Source organism: Pseudonocardia sp. TRM90224 (assembly GCF_021245725.1).
GTDB lineage: Bacteria > Actinomycetota > Actinomycetes > Mycobacteriales > Pseudonocardiaceae > Pseudonocardia.
Genome location: NZ_JAJGSX010000049.1, coordinates 1 through 16065 on the forward strand (window position 1 = coordinate 1; position 16065 = coordinate 16065).

Annotated in this window: 15 protein-coding genes; 7 read left to right on the plus strand and 8 right to left on the minus strand. The window is 72.9% G+C overall.

Annotated elements, in window-relative coordinates; all coding sequences use genetic code 11:
* Both LL648_RS37630 and LL648_RS37635 read left to right on the plus strand, forming a co-directional pair.
* A partial coding sequence (locus tag LL648_RS37630) for a hypothetical protein (protein ID WP_232667670.1) occupies nt 1-214 on the plus strand: 214 nt, incomplete at its 5' end.
* Nucleotides 215-304: 90 nt separating this feature from the next.
* Nucleotides 305-2044 carry an ATP-binding protein gene (locus LL648_RS37635; protein ID WP_232667671.1) on the plus strand — a complete coding sequence of 580 codons (1740 nt, stop codon included), beginning with the start codon at nt 305-307 and terminating at the stop codon, nt 2042-2044.
* 29 nt (nt 2045-2073) lie between these two features.
* Here LL648_RS37635 and LL648_RS37640 read toward each other — a convergent pair whose 3' ends face one another.
* Both LL648_RS37640 and LL648_RS37645 read right to left on the minus strand, forming a co-directional pair.
* The gene (locus LL648_RS37640; RefSeq protein WP_232667672.1) at nt 2074-3270 is read right to left on the minus strand and encodes a cytochrome P450; all 1197 of its coding nucleotides are present in this window, start codon (nt 3268-3270) and stop codon (nt 2074-2076) included.
* Between the two features lie 124 nt (nt 3271-3394).
* Nucleotides 3395-4579: an MFS transporter gene (locus LL648_RS37645; protein WP_232667673.1), complete on the minus strand. Its 1185-nt coding sequence runs from the start codon at nt 4577-4579 to the stop codon at nt 3395-3397.
* Nucleotides 4580-4666: 87 nt separating this feature from the next.
* Between LL648_RS37645 and LL648_RS37650 the strand changes: the two genes are divergently transcribed.
* Nucleotides 4667-5239, plus strand: a complete 573-nt coding sequence (locus LL648_RS37650; RefSeq protein WP_232667675.1) for a TetR/AcrR family transcriptional regulator — start codon at nt 4667-4669, stop codon at nt 5237-5239.
* 17 nt (nt 5240-5256) lie between these two features.
* On the opposite strand, the gene LL648_RS37655 is transcribed toward LL648_RS37650, so the two are convergent.
* Complete coding sequence (locus LL648_RS37655; protein WP_232667676.1) at nt 5257-6084, minus strand: TIGR03620 family F420-dependent LLM class oxidoreductase; 828 nt, start codon at nt 6082-6084, stop codon at nt 5257-5259.
* A 108-nt stretch (nt 6085-6192) separates the two neighbouring features.
* Here LL648_RS37655 and LL648_RS37660 point away from each other — a divergent pair, with 108 nt between their 5' ends.
* Together LL648_RS37660 and LL648_RS37665 are read left to right on the plus strand one after the other, a co-directional pair.
* A complete protein-coding gene (locus LL648_RS37660) occupies nt 6193-6570 on the plus strand; it encodes a nuclear transport factor 2 family protein (RefSeq protein ID WP_232667677.1) in 378 nt (125 codons plus the stop codon).
* Between the two features lie 103 nt (nt 6571-6673).
* Nucleotides 6674-8566 (plus strand): serine/threonine-protein kinase, encoded by a 1893-nt coding sequence (locus LL648_RS37665; RefSeq protein ID WP_232667678.1) that lies wholly within the window; start codon nt 6674-6676, stop codon nt 8564-8566.
* Nucleotides 8567-8646: 80 nt separating this feature from the next.
* On the opposite strand, the gene LL648_RS37670 is transcribed toward LL648_RS37665, so the two are convergent.
* Nucleotides 8647-9204 (minus strand): dihydrofolate reductase family protein, encoded by a 558-nt coding sequence (locus LL648_RS37670; protein ID WP_232667679.1) that lies wholly within the window; start codon nt 9202-9204, stop codon nt 8647-8649.
* 49 nt (nt 9205-9253) lie between these two features.
* Nucleotides 9254-10486: an MFS transporter gene (locus LL648_RS37675; protein WP_232667680.1), complete on the minus strand. Its 1233-nt coding sequence runs from the start codon at nt 10484-10486 to the stop codon at nt 9254-9256.
* Between the two features lie 113 nt (nt 10487-10599).
* Between LL648_RS37675 and LL648_RS37680 the strand changes: the two genes are divergently transcribed.
* On the plus strand, nt 10600-11322 hold the full coding sequence (locus LL648_RS37680; RefSeq protein ID WP_232667681.1) for a class I SAM-dependent methyltransferase: 723 nt from the start codon (nt 10600-10602) through the stop codon (nt 11320-11322).
* 3 nt (nt 11323-11325) lie between these two features.
* Here the strand turns inward: LL648_RS37680 and LL648_RS37685 are convergent, their stop codons facing one another.
* Nucleotides 11326-11916: a TetR/AcrR family transcriptional regulator gene (locus tag LL648_RS37685; protein ID WP_232667682.1), complete on the minus strand. Its 591-nt coding sequence runs from the start codon at nt 11914-11916 to the stop codon at nt 11326-11328.
* A gap of 104 nt (nt 11917-12020) precedes the next feature.
* On the opposite strand from LL648_RS37685, the gene LL648_RS37690 reads away from it, so the two are divergent.
* The gene (locus LL648_RS37690) at nt 12021-12815 is read left to right on the plus strand and encodes an SDR family NAD(P)-dependent oxidoreductase (RefSeq protein WP_232667683.1); all 795 of its coding nucleotides are present in this window, start codon (nt 12021-12023) and stop codon (nt 12813-12815) included.
* 5 nt (nt 12816-12820) lie between these two features.
* On the opposite strand, the gene LL648_RS37695 is transcribed toward LL648_RS37690, so the two are convergent.
* Both LL648_RS37695 and LL648_RS37700 read right to left on the minus strand, forming a co-directional pair.
* Nucleotides 12821-14740: a serine hydrolase domain-containing protein gene (locus LL648_RS37695; RefSeq protein ID WP_232667685.1), complete on the minus strand. Its 1920-nt coding sequence runs from the start codon at nt 14738-14740 to the stop codon at nt 12821-12823.
* A gap of 135 nt (nt 14741-14875) precedes the next feature.
* The gene (locus tag LL648_RS37700; RefSeq protein WP_232667686.1) at nt 14876-16027 is read right to left on the minus strand and encodes an MFS transporter; all 1152 of its coding nucleotides are present in this window, start codon (nt 16025-16027) and stop codon (nt 14876-14878) included.
* Between the last annotated feature and the right edge of the window lie 38 nt (nt 16028-16065).

The window sequence follows — 16065 nt, forward strand, 5'->3', positions numbered from 1 at the left end:
GGGGAGACCGTCGACAACGACGTTCTGGTCGTTTGTGAACGCTAACAACAGCCAAAACGTCGTTGTCGACGCCCAAGGCCGGGCCTGCGTCGAAGGCGAGGGCGCCTTAAGGAACGCGACTACCAAGACCAACAAGACCACCACCCGCAAGCCACCGGCGGACCAGCTACTGCAGAACCCGAACCGAGACATGATCACGATCTACAAATGGTAGTACTGGCCCGACGCCACCCAGGCCACCCTCGCTTGCACCTGGCACCACCTTGGTGCCATAGTGGCGCCAACAGGCGTTGGGGGTGATCGGGTGGGCATCGAGCTGACGCTGCTCCCCCGGGTCGCCTTCCGCGGCCAGGACATCAGCGGGCCTCGGCGCCGCGCGCTGCTCGCCCTGCTGGCGACCGACCTGCGCACGGGTTGCGACACCGCCCGGCTCATCAACGAGCTCTGGCCGGACGGCCCGCCGGACCGGCCGGCGAAGGCGCTGCAGAGCCTCGTCTCGCGCACCCGCACCCAGCTGGGACCGGACGTCATCCTGAGCACACCCACCGGCTATCGACTCGCGCTCGACGAGGAGCAGGTGGACGCCGCCGCCATCGCGGTGCGGGCAGCCGCCGCCGAACGGGCGACCCGCGCGGGCGATCCCGCGGCGGCACTGGCACAGGCCGAACGTGGCCTCCGGCTGTGGGACGGTGCCGATCCCGCTGATCCCGCCGATCCCGCTGAGCCGGCGGACCCGGTGGCCGCCCTGCGGCGGCAACGTCGGGGCACGCACCGGTCGTTGCATCGGCTGCGCGCGCTGGCGCTGGCGCGGCTGGGCCGCTGTGCGGCGGCGCTCGGGCCGCTGACCGCACTGGTCGACGCCCACGCGGGCGACGAGGAACTGCTGCTGGAGCTGCTGCGTTGCGAGGCGGCGGAGCTGGCGCCGTCGGCCGCTCTGCGCAGGTACGACACGTACCGCCGGACGCTGCGCGCCGAGCTCGGGCTCGACCCCGGCGTCGAGCTGCAGGCCCTGCACCGGCAGCTGCTCGACAGCGACCGCCCGCCGATCCGGGAGGGCGTCCCGCACGAGCCGAACCAGCTGCTCGGCCGCGCCGCCGACGTCGCCGCGGTGGCCGAGCTGCTGCACACCTCGCGTGTGGTGTCCATCGTCGGCACCGGCGGGCTCGGGAAGACCCGCTTGGCGGTCGCCGCGTGCCACCGCAGCGACCACCGGGCGATCTACATGGTCCCGCTCGCCGCCGTCGGTCCAGATGGAGACGTGGCCCGGGAGGTCGCGGCGGCGCTCGGGCTCGCCCCGGCTCCGGGCGAGCACCGGGCCGACGTCGCCGGTCGTATCGTGCGCGCGATCGGGCCCGGTCGGGCACTGCTCGTGCTCGACAACTGCGAGCACGTCACCGACTCCGTCGCGGAGCTCGTGGGCGCGCTGGTCGCGTTGAGCCCCACGCTGCAGGTGCTCACCACCAGCCGGGCCCCGCTGGGCCTGACGTCGGAGGCGGTGCACGACCTGCCGGGGCTGAGCATCGACGCCGCCGTCGAGCTGTTCGAGCAACGCGCGCGGGCGGTGCGGCCCGGGGTCGAGCTGCGGCCGGACCCGCTGGCCCGGCTGTGCGCGCACCTCGACGGGCTACCGCTCGCCGTCGAGCTCGCCGCGGCGCGGGTGCGCACGATGTCGGTCGCGGAGATCGCCGACGGCATGGCCGAGCGACGGTTCGTGCTGCTGCGAGGCGGCGCCAAGGACACCCCGGAGCGCCACCAAACGCTCGCCGCGGTCGTCGGCTGGAGCTGGAAGCTCCTCGACGCGACCGGCCGGCAGGCCATGCGGACGCTCTCGGTGTTCCCCGACGGCTTCACTCCCGCTGCCGCCGGCGCGCTGCTGGGCGAGGCCGACGCGCCGGCGGTCCTCGAGCGCCTGGTGGGCCAGTCGCTCCTGATCGTCACCGACACGCCGTCGGGCACCCGGATGCGCATGCTGGAGACGGTCCGGCAGTTCAGCGCGAGCGCACCTCACACAGCGCCCCACAAAGCGCATGGTGTTGTTGCATAGGTCATGCCGTGTGTGGCGTCAGTCGCCGATCACCACTGCATTGGGAACGTGTTCAGGCCGTAGACGGCGCTGAAGATCCTCGCGTCCATCTCGTCGGGGTGCACCGCCTGCAGGGTCGGGAACCGCCGCAGCAGTGCCGGGAACGCGAGCCGCATCTCCATGCGGGCGAGCGGTGCGCCGAGGCAGTGGTGCACGCCGTGGCCGAAGCCGAGGTGGCCGAGCGCGCCGCGCCGGACGTCGAGCTCGTCGGGCCGCTCCACCAGCGCCGGGTCGCGGTTCGCCGGCGGCAGCACGCTCATCACGAGCTCGCCCGCCCCGAGCTGCTGGCCGCCGAGCTCGGTCGCCTTCGTCGTCATCTTCGCCGGCCCGGAGTGCAGGACGCTCAGCCAGCGCATCAGCTCCTCGATCGCGGGCTCCACGGCCGCGGGGTCGTCACGCACGAGCGCGAGCTGGTCGGGGTGGCGCAGCAAGGCCATCGTGCCCAGGCTCAACATGTTGGACGTCGTCTCGTGCCCGGCGACCAGCAGCAGCGCGGCGACGCCGATGAGCTCCGCCGTCGTGATGTCGTCGCCGTGCTCGCGCACGAGCATGCCGAGCATGTCCTCCCCGGGCTCCGCCTGCGCCTTCGCCACGAGGCCCGCCATGTAGGTGCGGACGTCGAGCGACGCCTGCACCTGCTCCTCGGGCGGCAGCGACTGGTCCAGCTGCCGCACGCTCAGTTCCTGGAACTGCTCGCGGTCGGCGTAGGGCACCCCGAGCAGCTCGCAGATCACGAGCGACGGGACGGGCAACGCGAAGTCGGCGACGAGGTCGGCCGGCGGGCCCTTGCTCTCCATCGCGTCCAGGTGGTCGGCGATGATCTCGGTGATCCGCGGCTCCAGCCGGCGGATGCGACGCATCGTGAACTCAGGGGTGAGCATCCGCCGCAGCCGGCCGTGCTCCGGCGGGTCGAGCGAGAGCAGGCTGCCCACCTGCGTCTCGGCGATCTGCTCGGCCGTGGCCTCGTCGAACGCCGCGAGCTGCGCCTTCGCCGCGAGCGCATTGCTGAAGGTCGCGGGATCGCTGAACACGGTGCGGATGTCCTCGAACCGCGTCACCACCCAGCCCTCGAACCCGCCACCGAAGTCGACCTTCCGCACGCCCTCGTCGCGCATCGCGCCGAGCTCCGGAGTCGGGTCGAAGCCGTTCCGCGCCATGAAGAACGGCACAGCAGGCGTCTCTGTCACTGGAATCCCCACTCGGTCCACCGCGGCACCGGTCGCCGCGCTCAGACCCGATCATGGCTGCCCCCCGATGCAAAGGGGATGCATCGTGGATGCAGAGCGGATGCATCCACCCGATCGCGTCCGGTCATCCGGCCGACCCGCCTACCGCCTCCTGCACGGCCGGTGCCTCGATCCGGCTCGTGACTGCGGCCAGCACGACGGCGACGGCGGCGATGCCCACGGCGGTGAACACGGCCGCCGTGACGTCGAGCCGGTTAATCGCGATACCGCCGACGAAGGAACCGAGCGCGATCCCGAGGTTGGCTGCGGACGCCGGCAACGACTGGGCGAGCGCCGCGCCCGGCCCCGCCAGGCTGATGGTCCGGTACTGGATGGACGGCACGCTGCCCATCCCGAACAGCCCCAGCGCCAGCAGCGCGAGCGCCACGGCGAACGCGTGTGCGCCGAGCAGGTAGAGCGCCAGCAGTGCGGCCGCCGTTCCGATGGTGCCGACGACCAACGTGAGCGCGGCGTTGCGGTCGGCGAAGCGACCGCCGCCGACCGAGCCCAGCGCCGTGGCCACGCCGTAGGCGAGGAGGAATGCGCTCACCAGCGCCCCGGACACCCCGGTCACCTCAGCCAGGAACGGCGCGAGGTAGGTCAGCGCCGCGAACACGGCCGCGAACAGGACGACGCTCAACAGGAGCACGGCGAGCACCCGCGGCGCGAACGCGTGCCGGGCCTGGCTGCCGAGGGCGGTGCCGGTGGCGACCACCGACGGCACCAGCACCGCTGTCGCCGCCAGCGCGGCCACGCTCAGCACCGCGAGCGCGAGGAAGGAGCCTCGCCACCCCAGCTGCTGCCCCACCAGCGTGCCCAGCGGCACCCCGAACGCCGCCGACGTCGCCACGCCGCCGAACACCGCCGATATCGCCTGCCCCGCCCGCTCCGGCGCCACCACCGAGATGCCCACCGAGAAGCCCGCCGCGATGAACAGGCCCTGCAACGCACCGGTCACCACCCGAGCCGCCAGGAACAGCCCGTAGCTGGGGGTCAGCACCGCGACAAGGCTGCCCACGACGCACAGGACGAGGGCTCCGATCAGCACCGTGCGTCGGTCGAGCCGGATGGTCAACGCCGTCAGCAACGGCCCGCCGATGGCCAGCCCCAGCGCGTAGGCGGTCACCAGCGCTCCCGCGGCCGGGATGGACACCTGCAGGTCGGCGGCGATCACGGTGAGCACGCCCACCACCAGCATCTCCGCGCTGCCGAGCACGAACATCCCCAGGAACAACGCGGCCAGCACCAGGTTCGGACTCCGCCTGCTCATGCGCACTCTCCATTCGTAAGGGAACGATCCCTAACATCGCACGTTAGGGTACGATCCCTAACAAGGCAAGCCGCATTGGAGACCCTCATGCCCCGGACGTCCGTCCAGACCCGCAGCCACCTGCTGGAGATCGCGGGCCGCCTCTTCTACGCGAACGGGATCCGGGCCACCGGTGTCGATCTGGTCGCCGCCGAGGCCGGTGTCGCCCCCACCACCCTCTACCGGCAGTTCGCCTCCAAGGACGACCTGGTCGGCGCCTACGTCGAGCACGCGTTCGACGACTTCCGGGCAGCGTTCGACGCGGCCGTGGCAGCCGCGGGCGCCGACCCGCACGAGCGGATCATGGCCGCGGTCGACGTAGTGTGCGCCGAGGTCGACTCCGAGCACTTCCGCGGCTGCTCGTTGATGATGACGCTGGCCGAGTTCCCCGATCCCGAGCTGCCCGCCCACCGCAACGCCGTCGCCGCGAAGACGTGGATGCGGCAGAGCTTCGGCGAGCTGGCCGCTCAGCTGGGCGTCGAACGGCCCGACGAGCTGGCCGACCACCTCATGCTCGTCGTCGAAGGCGCCAGGGCGACCGGCCAGGCCCTCGGCCCCACCGGGCCGGCCCGGCAGGCCCGCGATCTCGCCGGGTCGATCGTCGCCGCTGCGCAGAGATAGCGGGCGTCACAACGCTGCTATCCGAGCAGGTGCGCGGCGAGCAGCCCGGTCGTCTCGACCTCGCTCGGACCGCCCTCGACGCCGAGCGGCGCGACCACGACGTGATCGGCCCCGGCCGCCACCTGCTCGCGCAGCCGCGCGACCACCTGGTCGATCCCGCCCCACGCGACCGCTGCGTCGACGAGCCCGTCGCTCACCTCGGCGATCTCGGCGTCGCTGAACCCCATCCGGGAGAACGCGGCGGCGTACCCGCGCACCTGCGACAGGAAGCCGAGGATCTCCCGTGCCGCGGAGCGGGCGGCCTGCGGGTCCGCCACCACCGTGACCATCTGGTCGGCCACGAGCGTCGGCCCGTCCCCGAGGCGCTTGCGGGCCCATGCCGTGAACTCCGGGTTCACCAGCAGCGTGACCGCCCCGCCGAACCGGTCCCCGGCCAGGTCCAGCTTGCGTGGTCCCATCGCCGCCAGCAGCCTGCGCTCACGCGGCGCCACGCCGGCAGCGTCCAGCTCGTCGACGGCCTTCTCCAGCGCCGCGAGCCCGCCGACGAGCACACGTTGCGGGCCACCCAGCCCCACCACGAGACGGCCGGGCGCGATCCGCTCGGCCTCCGCGTACAGCTCGGCGATCGCAACGGGGTCGTGCACGTCGAGCGGAATGATCCCCGGCACGACGGCGACCCTGGTCGTCGCACGCAGGATCCGCAGCAGCGGCTCCAGCGACTCCAGCTGCCCGCCGGCCACCCAGATCGCCGAGTACCCCTGCCGCTCGACGGCGGCCGCGCTCGCCTCCAGCTCGTCGTCCACGGTGAGCGCGACGCCGTAGCGCCCCAGTGCTTCGATCGTCATCTGCCGAACGTAGGAGTTGAACGCAACTTCAGGTCAACCCGGGCCGGGTAACGGCAGCCGACCGGGGCGCGACTTCGCACCCGGGTCGGGGCCACGAGGAGGCTGGTCATGTCGGATCGGGTCGAGGTGTTGCAGGCGATCACGGCGGCGTTCAACGCCCACGACCTCGACGCCATCATGGGGTTCTTCGCCGACGACTGCTCGCTGGACATGCCGCGCGGCACCGAGCCGTGGGGCCGGCGCCTGACCGGCAAGACCGCGGTGCGCGACGGCCTGGCGTCCCGGTTCGCGGGCCTGCCCGACGTCCACTACGGCGAGGGCAGGCACTGGAGCAGCGGTGATTTCGGCGTTTCCGAATGGCTCCTCACCGGCACGACACCCGATGGTCAACAGGTGCGCGTGCGCGGCTGCGACCACTGGACGTTCCGCGGGGACAAGATCGTCCGCAAGGATTCGTACTGGAAGATCGTGGAAAGGCCGAGCTGACGCCGTTTCCCGGACCGGGTCGTGCGCCGGCCCACACCGGAGGCCGTAGTCTCCAACCAGAGGCCCGGTCGACGCACCGTGCTCGCAAGGATGACCACGGGACGTGTCGAGAGGAGGACCGGGGGCCAGCCGCGAGCCGGCACCCGGACTGCTGGTGCCGGAGCAGCAGAGGACAGCCGCCGCAGGCCTGGTGGGGCGCGTCGTGGCCGGCCACCGCATCGACGCGCTCGTCGGCGAGGGCGGGATGGGCGTGGTCTACCGGGCGACCCACCTGCGGCTGCAGCGAGCGGTCGCGCTGAAGGTGCTGCCGCCGCCGCTGGCCGCCGACCAGGACTACCGGCGGCGGTTCGAGCGCGAGGCCGCCATCGCGGCCAGCCTCGAACACCCGAACGTCGTGCCGATCTACGACGCCGGCCACGCGAACGGGCTGCTCTACCTGTCGATGCGCTTCGTCGACGGCGAGGACTTCGGCTCGCTGCTGCGGCGGGAAGGTCCGCTCGGCGTCGAGCGGGTCTGCGCGCTGCTCGGTCCGGTGGCCGACGCGCTCGATGCCGTCCACGAGGCCGGGCTCGTGCACCGCGACGTCAAGCCCGGCAACGTCCTCATCGGGCGGACCGTGCGCCCGAACGGGCACCGGCAGGTGTACCTCTGCGACTTCGGGATCGCCAAGAGCCGCGCCGCGGGGCCCGACCTCACCTCGGCCGGCCAGTACATCGGCACGCTGCAGTACTCCTCGCCCGAGCAGATCGAGGGGCGGTGGCTGGACGGGCGATCCGACCAGTACGGGCTCGCCTGCCTGGTGTTCCGCGCCCTCACCGGACAGGTGCCCTACCCGCGCGACGACAGCATCCGGGCGGTGATCTACGCCCACCTCGCGGCCGACCCGCCCCGGCCGCGGCTGCACCGCCCCGACCTGCCGCCCGCGGTCGACGCCGTCGTCACGCGGGCTGCCGCGAAGCACCCGGACCACCGGTTCCCTACGTGCTCGGCGTTCATCGCCGCGCTGCACTCGACGCTGGTCCCGTCGCCGCGCCAGCGGTCCAGGCCGGCCGCTCCCCCGCCTTCGCCGCCGCCCCCGCCCCCGGTTGCGCCCGCCCGGCCGCAGGCGGAACCGGTCCGTGACGTCGGCCATGACGACGGTGGCCGGTCGCAGCCCGCCCCTCGCCGGCTGCCTCCGACGTTGCCGCTCCCCCAGCCGCCCGACCCCGACCGGCCGACCCGCCGGGCGGAGCAGGGCGAGCCGCCGCCCGTCCCGCCGGCCCCGGAGTCCCGGGCCCCGGAGCCACCGGCACCAGAACCACCGGCACCGGCACCGGCACCACCGCGCCCGGTTTCGGACCCGGCATCGGCGTCCGTGCCACCGTCGAGGCCACCGTCGGGGCCGACGGCCCTGCCCACGCCCACCGAAGTGCGGGCGACGCGGGACGGCACCGACCCGTCGATCACGATCACGTGGACGCCCGGCGGCCCGGAGGACGTCGAGTACAAGATCAGTCGGCGCACCGCGGACGGCCGCTGGCAGGTCGTCGGGCGCACTGCGTCCACCTCGATCCTCGACGGGGCCATCGCGCCCGATGCGGCGATCCCCGTCTACGGCGTGGTCGCCCGGCTGGGGTCGGACGTCTCCGACGTCGCGGAATCGCAGTCCTTCACCGACAGCGCCGACGAACCCAGGGTCGACGAGCCGTCCGGCATCCCGCCGGCCCGCCACCTCACCGTGACCGTGGCGGGCCCGCTGCTGTTCGAGTGGCCGTCCGGCGTGACCGAGGCGATGGTCGTGATCCGGCCGGACCGGGCGCCCGAGTCGCCCGGCGACCCCGCCGCGACCTCGTGGAAGATCACCAACATGCGCTACGAGCTCGACGGCGGCCTGGTGCTGCCCCCGTCGATCCCGCGGCCCTGCCACGTCGCCGTGGCGTCGTGCGAGCGGGCCGGCGGCACCCTGGTCGTCGCGCCGAGGTTCGACCCGACCGCACACACCGTCGTCGGAGCCTGACGAGCGTCGACAACGACGTTCTGGCTGTTTGTTAGCGCTCACAACAGCCAAACCGTCGTTGTCGACGGGTCGGCCACCCTTCAGCGGCGGACGCGGTAGCGGATGTGCGTCGCCTCCGGGGTGTCGATCACCCCGAGCACCTCCAGCTCGACCAGGGACGGGAGCACGTCGAACAGCCGCCGGCCGCCGCCGAGCAGCACCGGGACCTGATGGATCTGCACCTCGTCCAGCACACCGGCCTCGAGCGCCCGCTGGGCCACGTAGCCGCCGCGGACCTGGACGTCCCGCTCTCCGGCGGCCGCCTTCGCCTGCGCCATGGCGCTCTCGATCCCGTCGCTCACGTACGTGACCAGCGGGTAGCCCCAACGCGCTGCCGGCGGGGGCGGGCGGTGGCTCGGCACGAAGATCGGGGCGCCGTTGTGGCTGCCGCCCCAGTGATCCATGAGCTCGGCGGTCCGCCGCCCGGCGACGATCGCGCCCGCAGCACCCCACTCCTGCTCGAACCGGTGGGTCGTCGCGGCCTGCGGAGCGGCCGCCCAGGCATGCAGGCGCTCCCCGTCGGCACCGCCGAGGTAGTCGTCGTGATCGGCGACGTACCCGTCGAGCGACATCGACATGTCGAGAATGGAGACGGACATTGCATCCTCCTGATGATCGGGTTCGCTGTTGCGCGAGCCTTCACCAGACCTACGAACGCGACCCGTCCCGTTCGACACCCTCTCGGTCGACACCGCGCCACCGCGCTTCGATCGCGACCGTCCCGATCCCGGCGAGCGCAGCGATCGCGCACACCCAGGCCACGGCGGTCAGCTGCCCGGTCGCGGCGATCGCGCGGCCGCCGAGCAGGGCGGCGAGGGTGATGCCGATCTGGAACGCCGAGACGTTGACGGCCCCGGCGAGGGTGGGCGCCGCGGCCCCGACGGCGAACACTCGGCCGTGCACGGCGGGGTTGAGCACAAACGCCGCGAACCCGAGCAGGAAGAACAAGGCGATCATCGCCACGGGGCTGCGCGCCCACCACAGCATCGCCACCGAGACGGCCGCGATGGCGGCGAGCCCGCCGGCCAGCAGCGGGTACGGGTAGCGGTCGGCGACCCGCCCGCCCACGGCCAGCCCGAGCACGGCACCGATGCCGAACAGGGCCAGCACGACGGGCACCACGCTCTGGGCGACGCCGCTGACCTCGGTGAGGACACCGGCGATGTAGCTGTAGACGGTCATGTACGACCCGGTGCTGAGCACGGTCGTGGTGTAGGCGACCCACAGCCGCGGCTGCGCCATCGCACGCAGCTCGCGGCGAACGTCGGCCCGCTCGTCGTGGCGCCCGTCACGCGGCAGCACCACCAGCACGGCAACCGCGGTCGCGGCCGTCGCCACCGCCAGCGCCCAGAACCCGGCCCGCCAGCCCGCGAGATCGCTGACGACGGAGCCGAGCGGGCCGCCGAGCACCATCGCGAGGCTGAGCCCGCCGACCACGACCGCAAGCGCCCGCGCGGCCCGGTCCGGCGCGACCAGCCGCAGCGCCGTCACCATCGCGGCCGCCCAGAACCCGGCGTAGGCCAGCCCGACCACCACCCGGGAGACGAGCAGCGGCCAGTAGCCGTCGACCACCATCCCGAAGATCGTCGCGGCGACGTACACGAGCTGGCTGGCCACCAGCGTCGTCCGCCGCGACCACCGCAGCGTCAGCAACGCCAGCGGCGGCGCACCCACGACGACCCCGATCGCGAACGCCGAGATCAGGGTCCCCGCGGTCGGCAACGACACCCCGAGGTCCCCGGCGACAAGCGGGAGCACCCCTGCGATGAGGAACTCCGAGCTGCCGATGGCGAACAGGCTCAGCCCCAGCAGGTACACCGCGGCCGGCATCCGGTCCGCCGTTACCCGTACAACCCGATCATCGAGCTGCTTCTCGATCATCACACCACCTCCTGCGCGTCACGATCACCGCGATTCGCACGGGACGGCAAAACGGTTTGCGGGTTCCGCAAACCGCCGAGCCCGGCAGACCAGAAGATGGTAATCATTGTCATATGACGACAGAGTGGTCCGAGTACGCGGACTCCGCCGAGTACCTGCACCTGCTCAGCAAGCCGATGTGGACGGGGATGGCCGGCCGGCTGCACGCTGTCCTGCGCGGCGTCGACCCCGCCGCGGGGCCGGTGCTGGAGCTCGGCGCCGGCACGGGCCTGGGCACCGACATCGTCCTGGCCGCCACCTCCAACGAGGTGTTGGCAGCCGAACCCGCTCCCGGGCTGCGCGCAGTGCTGCTGGCGCGGCTCGCCGACCGCGACGAGCAGCGGGTGACCGTCCTGCCCTGTGGCGCACTCGACGTACCACTCCCCGAGCGGCTGGCGGCGGTCGTCGGGATGCACATGGTCGGCCACCTCCCACCCGACGACCGCCGCCGGCTGTGGCCAGAGCTCGCGCGGCGACTGGCCCCGGATGCACCAGCCGTGTTCAACGTCCAGCCGCCGGCCACCGCGACGGCCGTTCCGGCATGGCCGTGGACCGGTGCCACCATCGGCGGCTCGACCTACGAGGGCACCGGCGAGGCCGAGCCGACCGGGCCGGCCGAGGTGCGTTGGCGGATGAGTTATCGCACCCGCCGCGGCGAGACGTTGCTCGCATCGGCCCGAGCCACCTACCGCTGGTGGACCATCGACGCGGAGTCGCTGGCCGCAGAGCTGGCCGAGGCGGGTATCGAACCGACAGTGGACGACGACCTGGTCATCGGACGGGCAACCGCCGGGTAGCAGTCAGCCGAGGCCGCTGCTCGCGCCGATCCCCCTCAGCAAGGTGTCGACGACGAGCGTCGCGAGCGTGTCCGTGTCCGTCGTGTCCGGCTCCTGCGTCGCCTCGAAGATCAGTGCGTAGTAGACGCGCCGAGCCCAGTCGAGGTCGGTGTCGGCCCGGAACACCCCGGCGTCGCGCGCCCTGAGGAGCAGCCGGTCGCACTGCTCGCGCACGCCGGCGTGCACACCCGCCACCTCGGAACCGCCGGCTGCGGCGCGGCCCATCGCGAACGACCAGCCGATCTTGATCTCCAGGACGTTCGCGGTCACCTGGTACAGCGCGACGAGGGGCGGTGCGGTCTCCGGGCGGGCGCGGCGCACGGCGTCGCCGAACCGGCGGGCCGCCGACACGGTCAGCTCGTCGATGAGCGCCTCCCGCGAGGCGAACCGCCGGTGGACGGTCGTCCGGGCGACACCGGCCGCGGCGGCGATCTGCTCCATCGACGCGCCCGGCTCTGCGCTGAGCACCCGCTCGGCCGCTTCCAAGATCGACTGCACGGTGCGCTCGGCGTCGGCACGGCGGGGCCGTCGCGTCACCGTTGTTTCCTCCGTCACACCGAAACAGTACAGCGGCGTACCTTGAATCTTACTACTTGCATCAGTACTGTCGCAACTAGTACGCCAGATGCATCGAGATTGACGCAATCGAGGAGAAGGTCATGGACCTGCAGCTCAGCGGCAAGACAGCCCTGGTGACCGGCGCCAGCCGAGGGATCGGACTGGCCGTCGTCAGCAGGCTGATCGAGGAAGGCATGCGGGTGGTGGCCGGTTCGCGCACGCTCACCCCGGAGCTGGCCGCAACCGGGGCGAACACGAAGCAGGTCGACCTGGCCACCGCCGACGGCCCGAATCTGCTCGTCCAGCACGCGCTGGAGGAGCTGGGCGAGCTCGACGTGCTGGTCAACAACGTCGGCGGCGGTGACAGCGACGGCAACGGCAACCTGGCCGCCGGCTTCGCAGCCTTCAGCGACGAGCAGTGGGCGCAGATGTTCGAGCTGAACTTCTTCAGCGCAATCCGCACCACCCGCGCCGCACTGCCCAGCCTGCTGCGCCGCCGGGGCGCGATCGTGAACATCTCGTCCAACGGCGCGCGGATCCCGCACGCCGGGCCGATGCCGTACACCACCGCGAAGGCTGCGATGACGGCGTTCAGCAAGGCGCTGACGGAGGAGGTCGGGCCGCAGGGCGTGCGCGTGAACGCCGTCTCCCCCGGCCTGGTGCGCACTGCGTTGTGGGAGTCCCCGCAGGGGTACGGCGCCGAGCTCGCCCAGTCGCTCGGCGCCCCGCACGAGCAGCTCCTGGAGCAGCTGCCCGGCAGCATGGGTGTGCTCACCGGACGGTTCGTGGAGCCTGCGGAGGTCGCGGCGCTGGTCGGCTACCTCGCATCGCCGCTCGCCGCCAGCGTCACCGGCGCCGACCACATCATCGACGGCGGCTCGATCAAGACCGTCTGAGTGCGTCACGCCCAGGGCCACGCCAGCAGGTTGTACTCGCGCAGCAGCACCACGAACGTCGTCAGCGCGGCGGCGACCAGCGTGAAGTGCAGCCTGGCCGGCCGGCTCCACCAGCCGCGGCGCCAGGCCAGCACGGCCCCGACGAGCACGGCGGCCGTCATGATCGCGGCGATGCCCGCCGCGATGTGCAGCGCGCCCAGCTCCCAGGTGGCGCCGAGGATGGCGTCGAGAGCGCGGTCGATGTCGCCCAGCAGGTAGGCACCCATCGCGAGGAGCAGCCCGACGGCGACCACGGCCACCATCGCCACCAGGTGGGCGAACCGCCCGTCGGGGTGGCGCCAGGTGCCGGTCCGGATCCGGCGAACGGCGGCCGCGACCGGCCACCCGAACGTCGTGAGCAGGACGGCGAGGCAGCCGGCGGCCACCGCGATGTGCACACCGAACGACTGCCACCACGCGACGCGTTCCCACGCGATCGTGGGGTCGTCGCCCACGCCCATGGCCGTCACCCGGCCGTCACGGTCGACCTGGAACGCGAGCAGCTCGTCCATGCCGTCGGCGCGGAACAGGTTCTCGCCGACCGGCAGCCAGCGCTGGACGTCCGGAGCGTTCGGGCTGGTGCCGATGGAGCCCGTGGTGACGATCGTGCCGTCGGCACCGGCCTCCACCTGCACGGGGTTCAGCGCCGCCGCGGGGAACCGCGAGGCGTCGCTCCCGCTCATGCGGGTGTATCGGTAGTCCCCGGCGAACCGTTCGGTCGCGGCCGGGACGGCGGCCGGTGGTGCGGCGGCAGCCGGAGCAGGCACGAAGTGCTCGGCGAACCGCCTGGTCAGCTCGATGAGACCGCCGCCGGCGCCGATTCCGGTGCCGTCGCCGTTGGCGACGAGGTAGATGCCGACCCCGCTCTCGGGGTAGAGCGTGAGCAGCGAGTGCGAGGCGAGCCCGTCGCCGCCGTGCCCGGTGGCGCGGCGCCCGCCGTGCGACTCGTTGATGAACGTGTACGACATCCCCGGCAGCCGCGGGTCGAGCGCGTGGTGCCGGGCCTGCATGTCGGCGGTCGTGGCCGGCTGCAGGATCCGCGCGCCGTCCGCGAGCGCGCCGCCGCCCAGGTGGGCCAGCATGAAGCGGCTCATGTCGGCAGCGGTCGTGACGGCGTTGCCGGCCGGCCCCATCGCACCGAACGAGGGCGGCAGGTCGACCATGCCGTCGTCGCCCTCCGGCCGGTAGAGGCGGGTCAGGGCCTGCAGCTGCGGGCCGGTCGGTGTTATGTCGAACGTCGTCGTGGTCATGCCGAGCGGGCCGAAGACGTGCTCGGCGACGTACTGCTCGAAACGCATCCCGCTGGCGACCTCGACGATGTGCCCGGCCAGCGCGACGCCGTAGTTCGAGTACGCCGGCACCGTGCCGGGCGGCCACAGCCGGGCCGGCTGGTGCGCGGCGAGGTAGGTTCCCAGCGGCGCATCGCCGCCGCGCAGGATCCCCACGTTGCGCTCCTCGAACCCCGCCGTGTGCGTGAGCAGGTGGCCCAACGTGACCGGTCGGCCCGGGAACGTGTCGGCCAGCCGGAACTCGGTGAGGTACTCGTTCACGTCGCGGTCGAGGGCGAGCGCGCCCCGCTCGACGAGCTGCATCACGGCGGTGCCCGTGAACAGCTTGCTCACCGAGTCGGTCGGGAAGGTCGTGGTAGCGGGGTCGACGCGGCGGCCGGTGGCCACGTCGGCAACGCCGTAGCCCGCGGTCAGCACCGGACGGCCACCGGCGACGACCGCAACCGCCAACCCCGGCACCCGCAGCTCATCCAGCACCGTCGGCACCTCACGATCCAGGAATGCCGCCACCGCTGCCGGGTCGATCGGGTCGGGCGCGGCGACCGCCGGACCCGCCCACCCGACCGTCGCGGCGCCCACCCCCACCACGACCGACACCGTCGCAACCACCTGCCGCCAACGCCCCATCACAACCCCCCGATTCGGCACGATCGCCGAAGGTAGGGATCGGGGCCGGCGGGAACCATCCGGCCAGCCACCCGATGCGCTCACCGGGTAGCCACCTGCGCGCGCCTACCGGCCGGTGCGCATCGCCCCGGCTCCGACGGCGAGCAGCGCCGCCAGCGCGGTCACGACCATGAACGAGACGGTCAGGCTCGTGCTCTGCGCGATCAGCCCGATCAGCGACGGCGCCACCAGCCCGGACGTGTAGGTGATCGTGGCGACGCCGGCAATGGCCTGGCTCGGGTCGGGGCCCTTGTGGCCGGCCGCGGCGAAGGCGAGCGGGACGACGACCGCGATCCCCAGCCCGATCAGGCCGAACCCCGTGACGGCCACCGCAGGGTGTGGCGCGACGACCACGAGCAGGCCACCCACGGCGGCGATCAGCCCGCTCGCGCGCACCGAACGGACCGGGCCGAACCGGTCGACCGCGCGGTCGCCGAGCAACCGGGCGATCGTCATCGTCAGGGCAAAACCCGTGGTCGCGACGGCGGCGGTGCCCGCCGACGTCGAGAGGACGTCGCGCAGGTAGACCGCCGACCAGTCCAGGCTCGCACCCTCGGCGAACACCGCGCAGAACCCGACCGCGCCGACGAGCAGCGCCGACCGCGGCGGCAGCGCGAAGCGGGGCGGCGGCACGTCGTCGGCCTCCGGGTGCAGGTCGAGGACCTGGCGGCAGACGAGGAGTCCCGCGACCGTGAGCACAGCCGCGGCCGCGATGTGGTGGAGCATCACCGGCACGGCGAAGTGCGCCGCGACCGTGCCCGTCGCGGAGCCGGCGAGCGCGCCCGCGCTCCACATCCCGTGCAGCCCGGACATGATCGAGCGGCCCATCCGCTTCTCGATCTCGACGCCCAGCGCGTTCATCACGACGTCGGCCAGCCCCGACGCCGCCCCGTACGCGAACAGCGCCGCGCAGAGCGCGAGCAGCGACGTCGCGAGCGATGGCAACACGAGCGACAGCGTCCAGAGCGCGAGCAGGCCGCTCAGCGCGGTGCGGGTGCCGAAGCGGTGGCTCACGCGCCCGGCCAGCGGCATCGCCAGCGCGGCACCGATCGCGGGGAACGCCAGCGCGAGCCCGAGCTGCCCGGCGCTCGCCCCGGTCTGGTCCTGCAACGACGGGATCCGGGTGGCGAAGGAACCGACGACGCTGCCGTGCACGAGGAACACGGCCGCCACCGCTACCCGGGCGCGCCGAACCGCCGCCGTGCTCGTCTCCCCCACCACTGCACACAACCACAGGCCATCCGCAAGCCGACCGA

Excerpts from the sequence above, each read along its gene's own strand:
- LL648_RS37645 (WP_232667673.1), bottom strand. The coding sequence starts at position 4,579 with ATGAGCAGGCGGAGTCCGAACCTGGTGCTGGCCGCGTTGTTCCTGGGG.
- LL648_RS37670 (WP_232667679.1), bottom strand. The coding sequence starts at position 9,204 with ATGTCCGTCTCCATTCTCGACATGTCGATGTCGCTCGACGGGTACGTC.
- LL648_RS37650 (WP_232667675.1), top strand. The coding sequence starts at position 4,667 with ATGCCCCGGACGTCCGTCCAGACCCGCAGCCACCTGCTGGAGATCGCG.
- LL648_RS37655 (WP_232667676.1), bottom strand. The coding sequence starts at position 6,084 with ATGACGATCGAAGCACTGGGGCGCTACGGCGTCGCGCTCACCGTGGAC.
- LL648_RS37680 (WP_232667681.1), top strand. The coding sequence starts at position 10,600 with ATGACGACAGAGTGGTCCGAGTACGCGGACTCCGCCGAGTACCTGCAC.
- LL648_RS37690 (WP_232667683.1), top strand. The coding sequence starts at position 12,021 with ATGGACCTGCAGCTCAGCGGCAAGACAGCCCTGGTGACCGGCGCCAGC.
- LL648_RS37660 (WP_232667677.1), top strand. The coding sequence starts at position 6,193 with ATGTCGGATCGGGTCGAGGTGTTGCAGGCGATCACGGCGGCGTTCAAC.
- LL648_RS37675 (WP_232667680.1), bottom strand. The coding sequence starts at position 10,486 with ATGATCGAGAAGCAGCTCGATGATCGGGTTGTACGGGTAACGGCGGAC.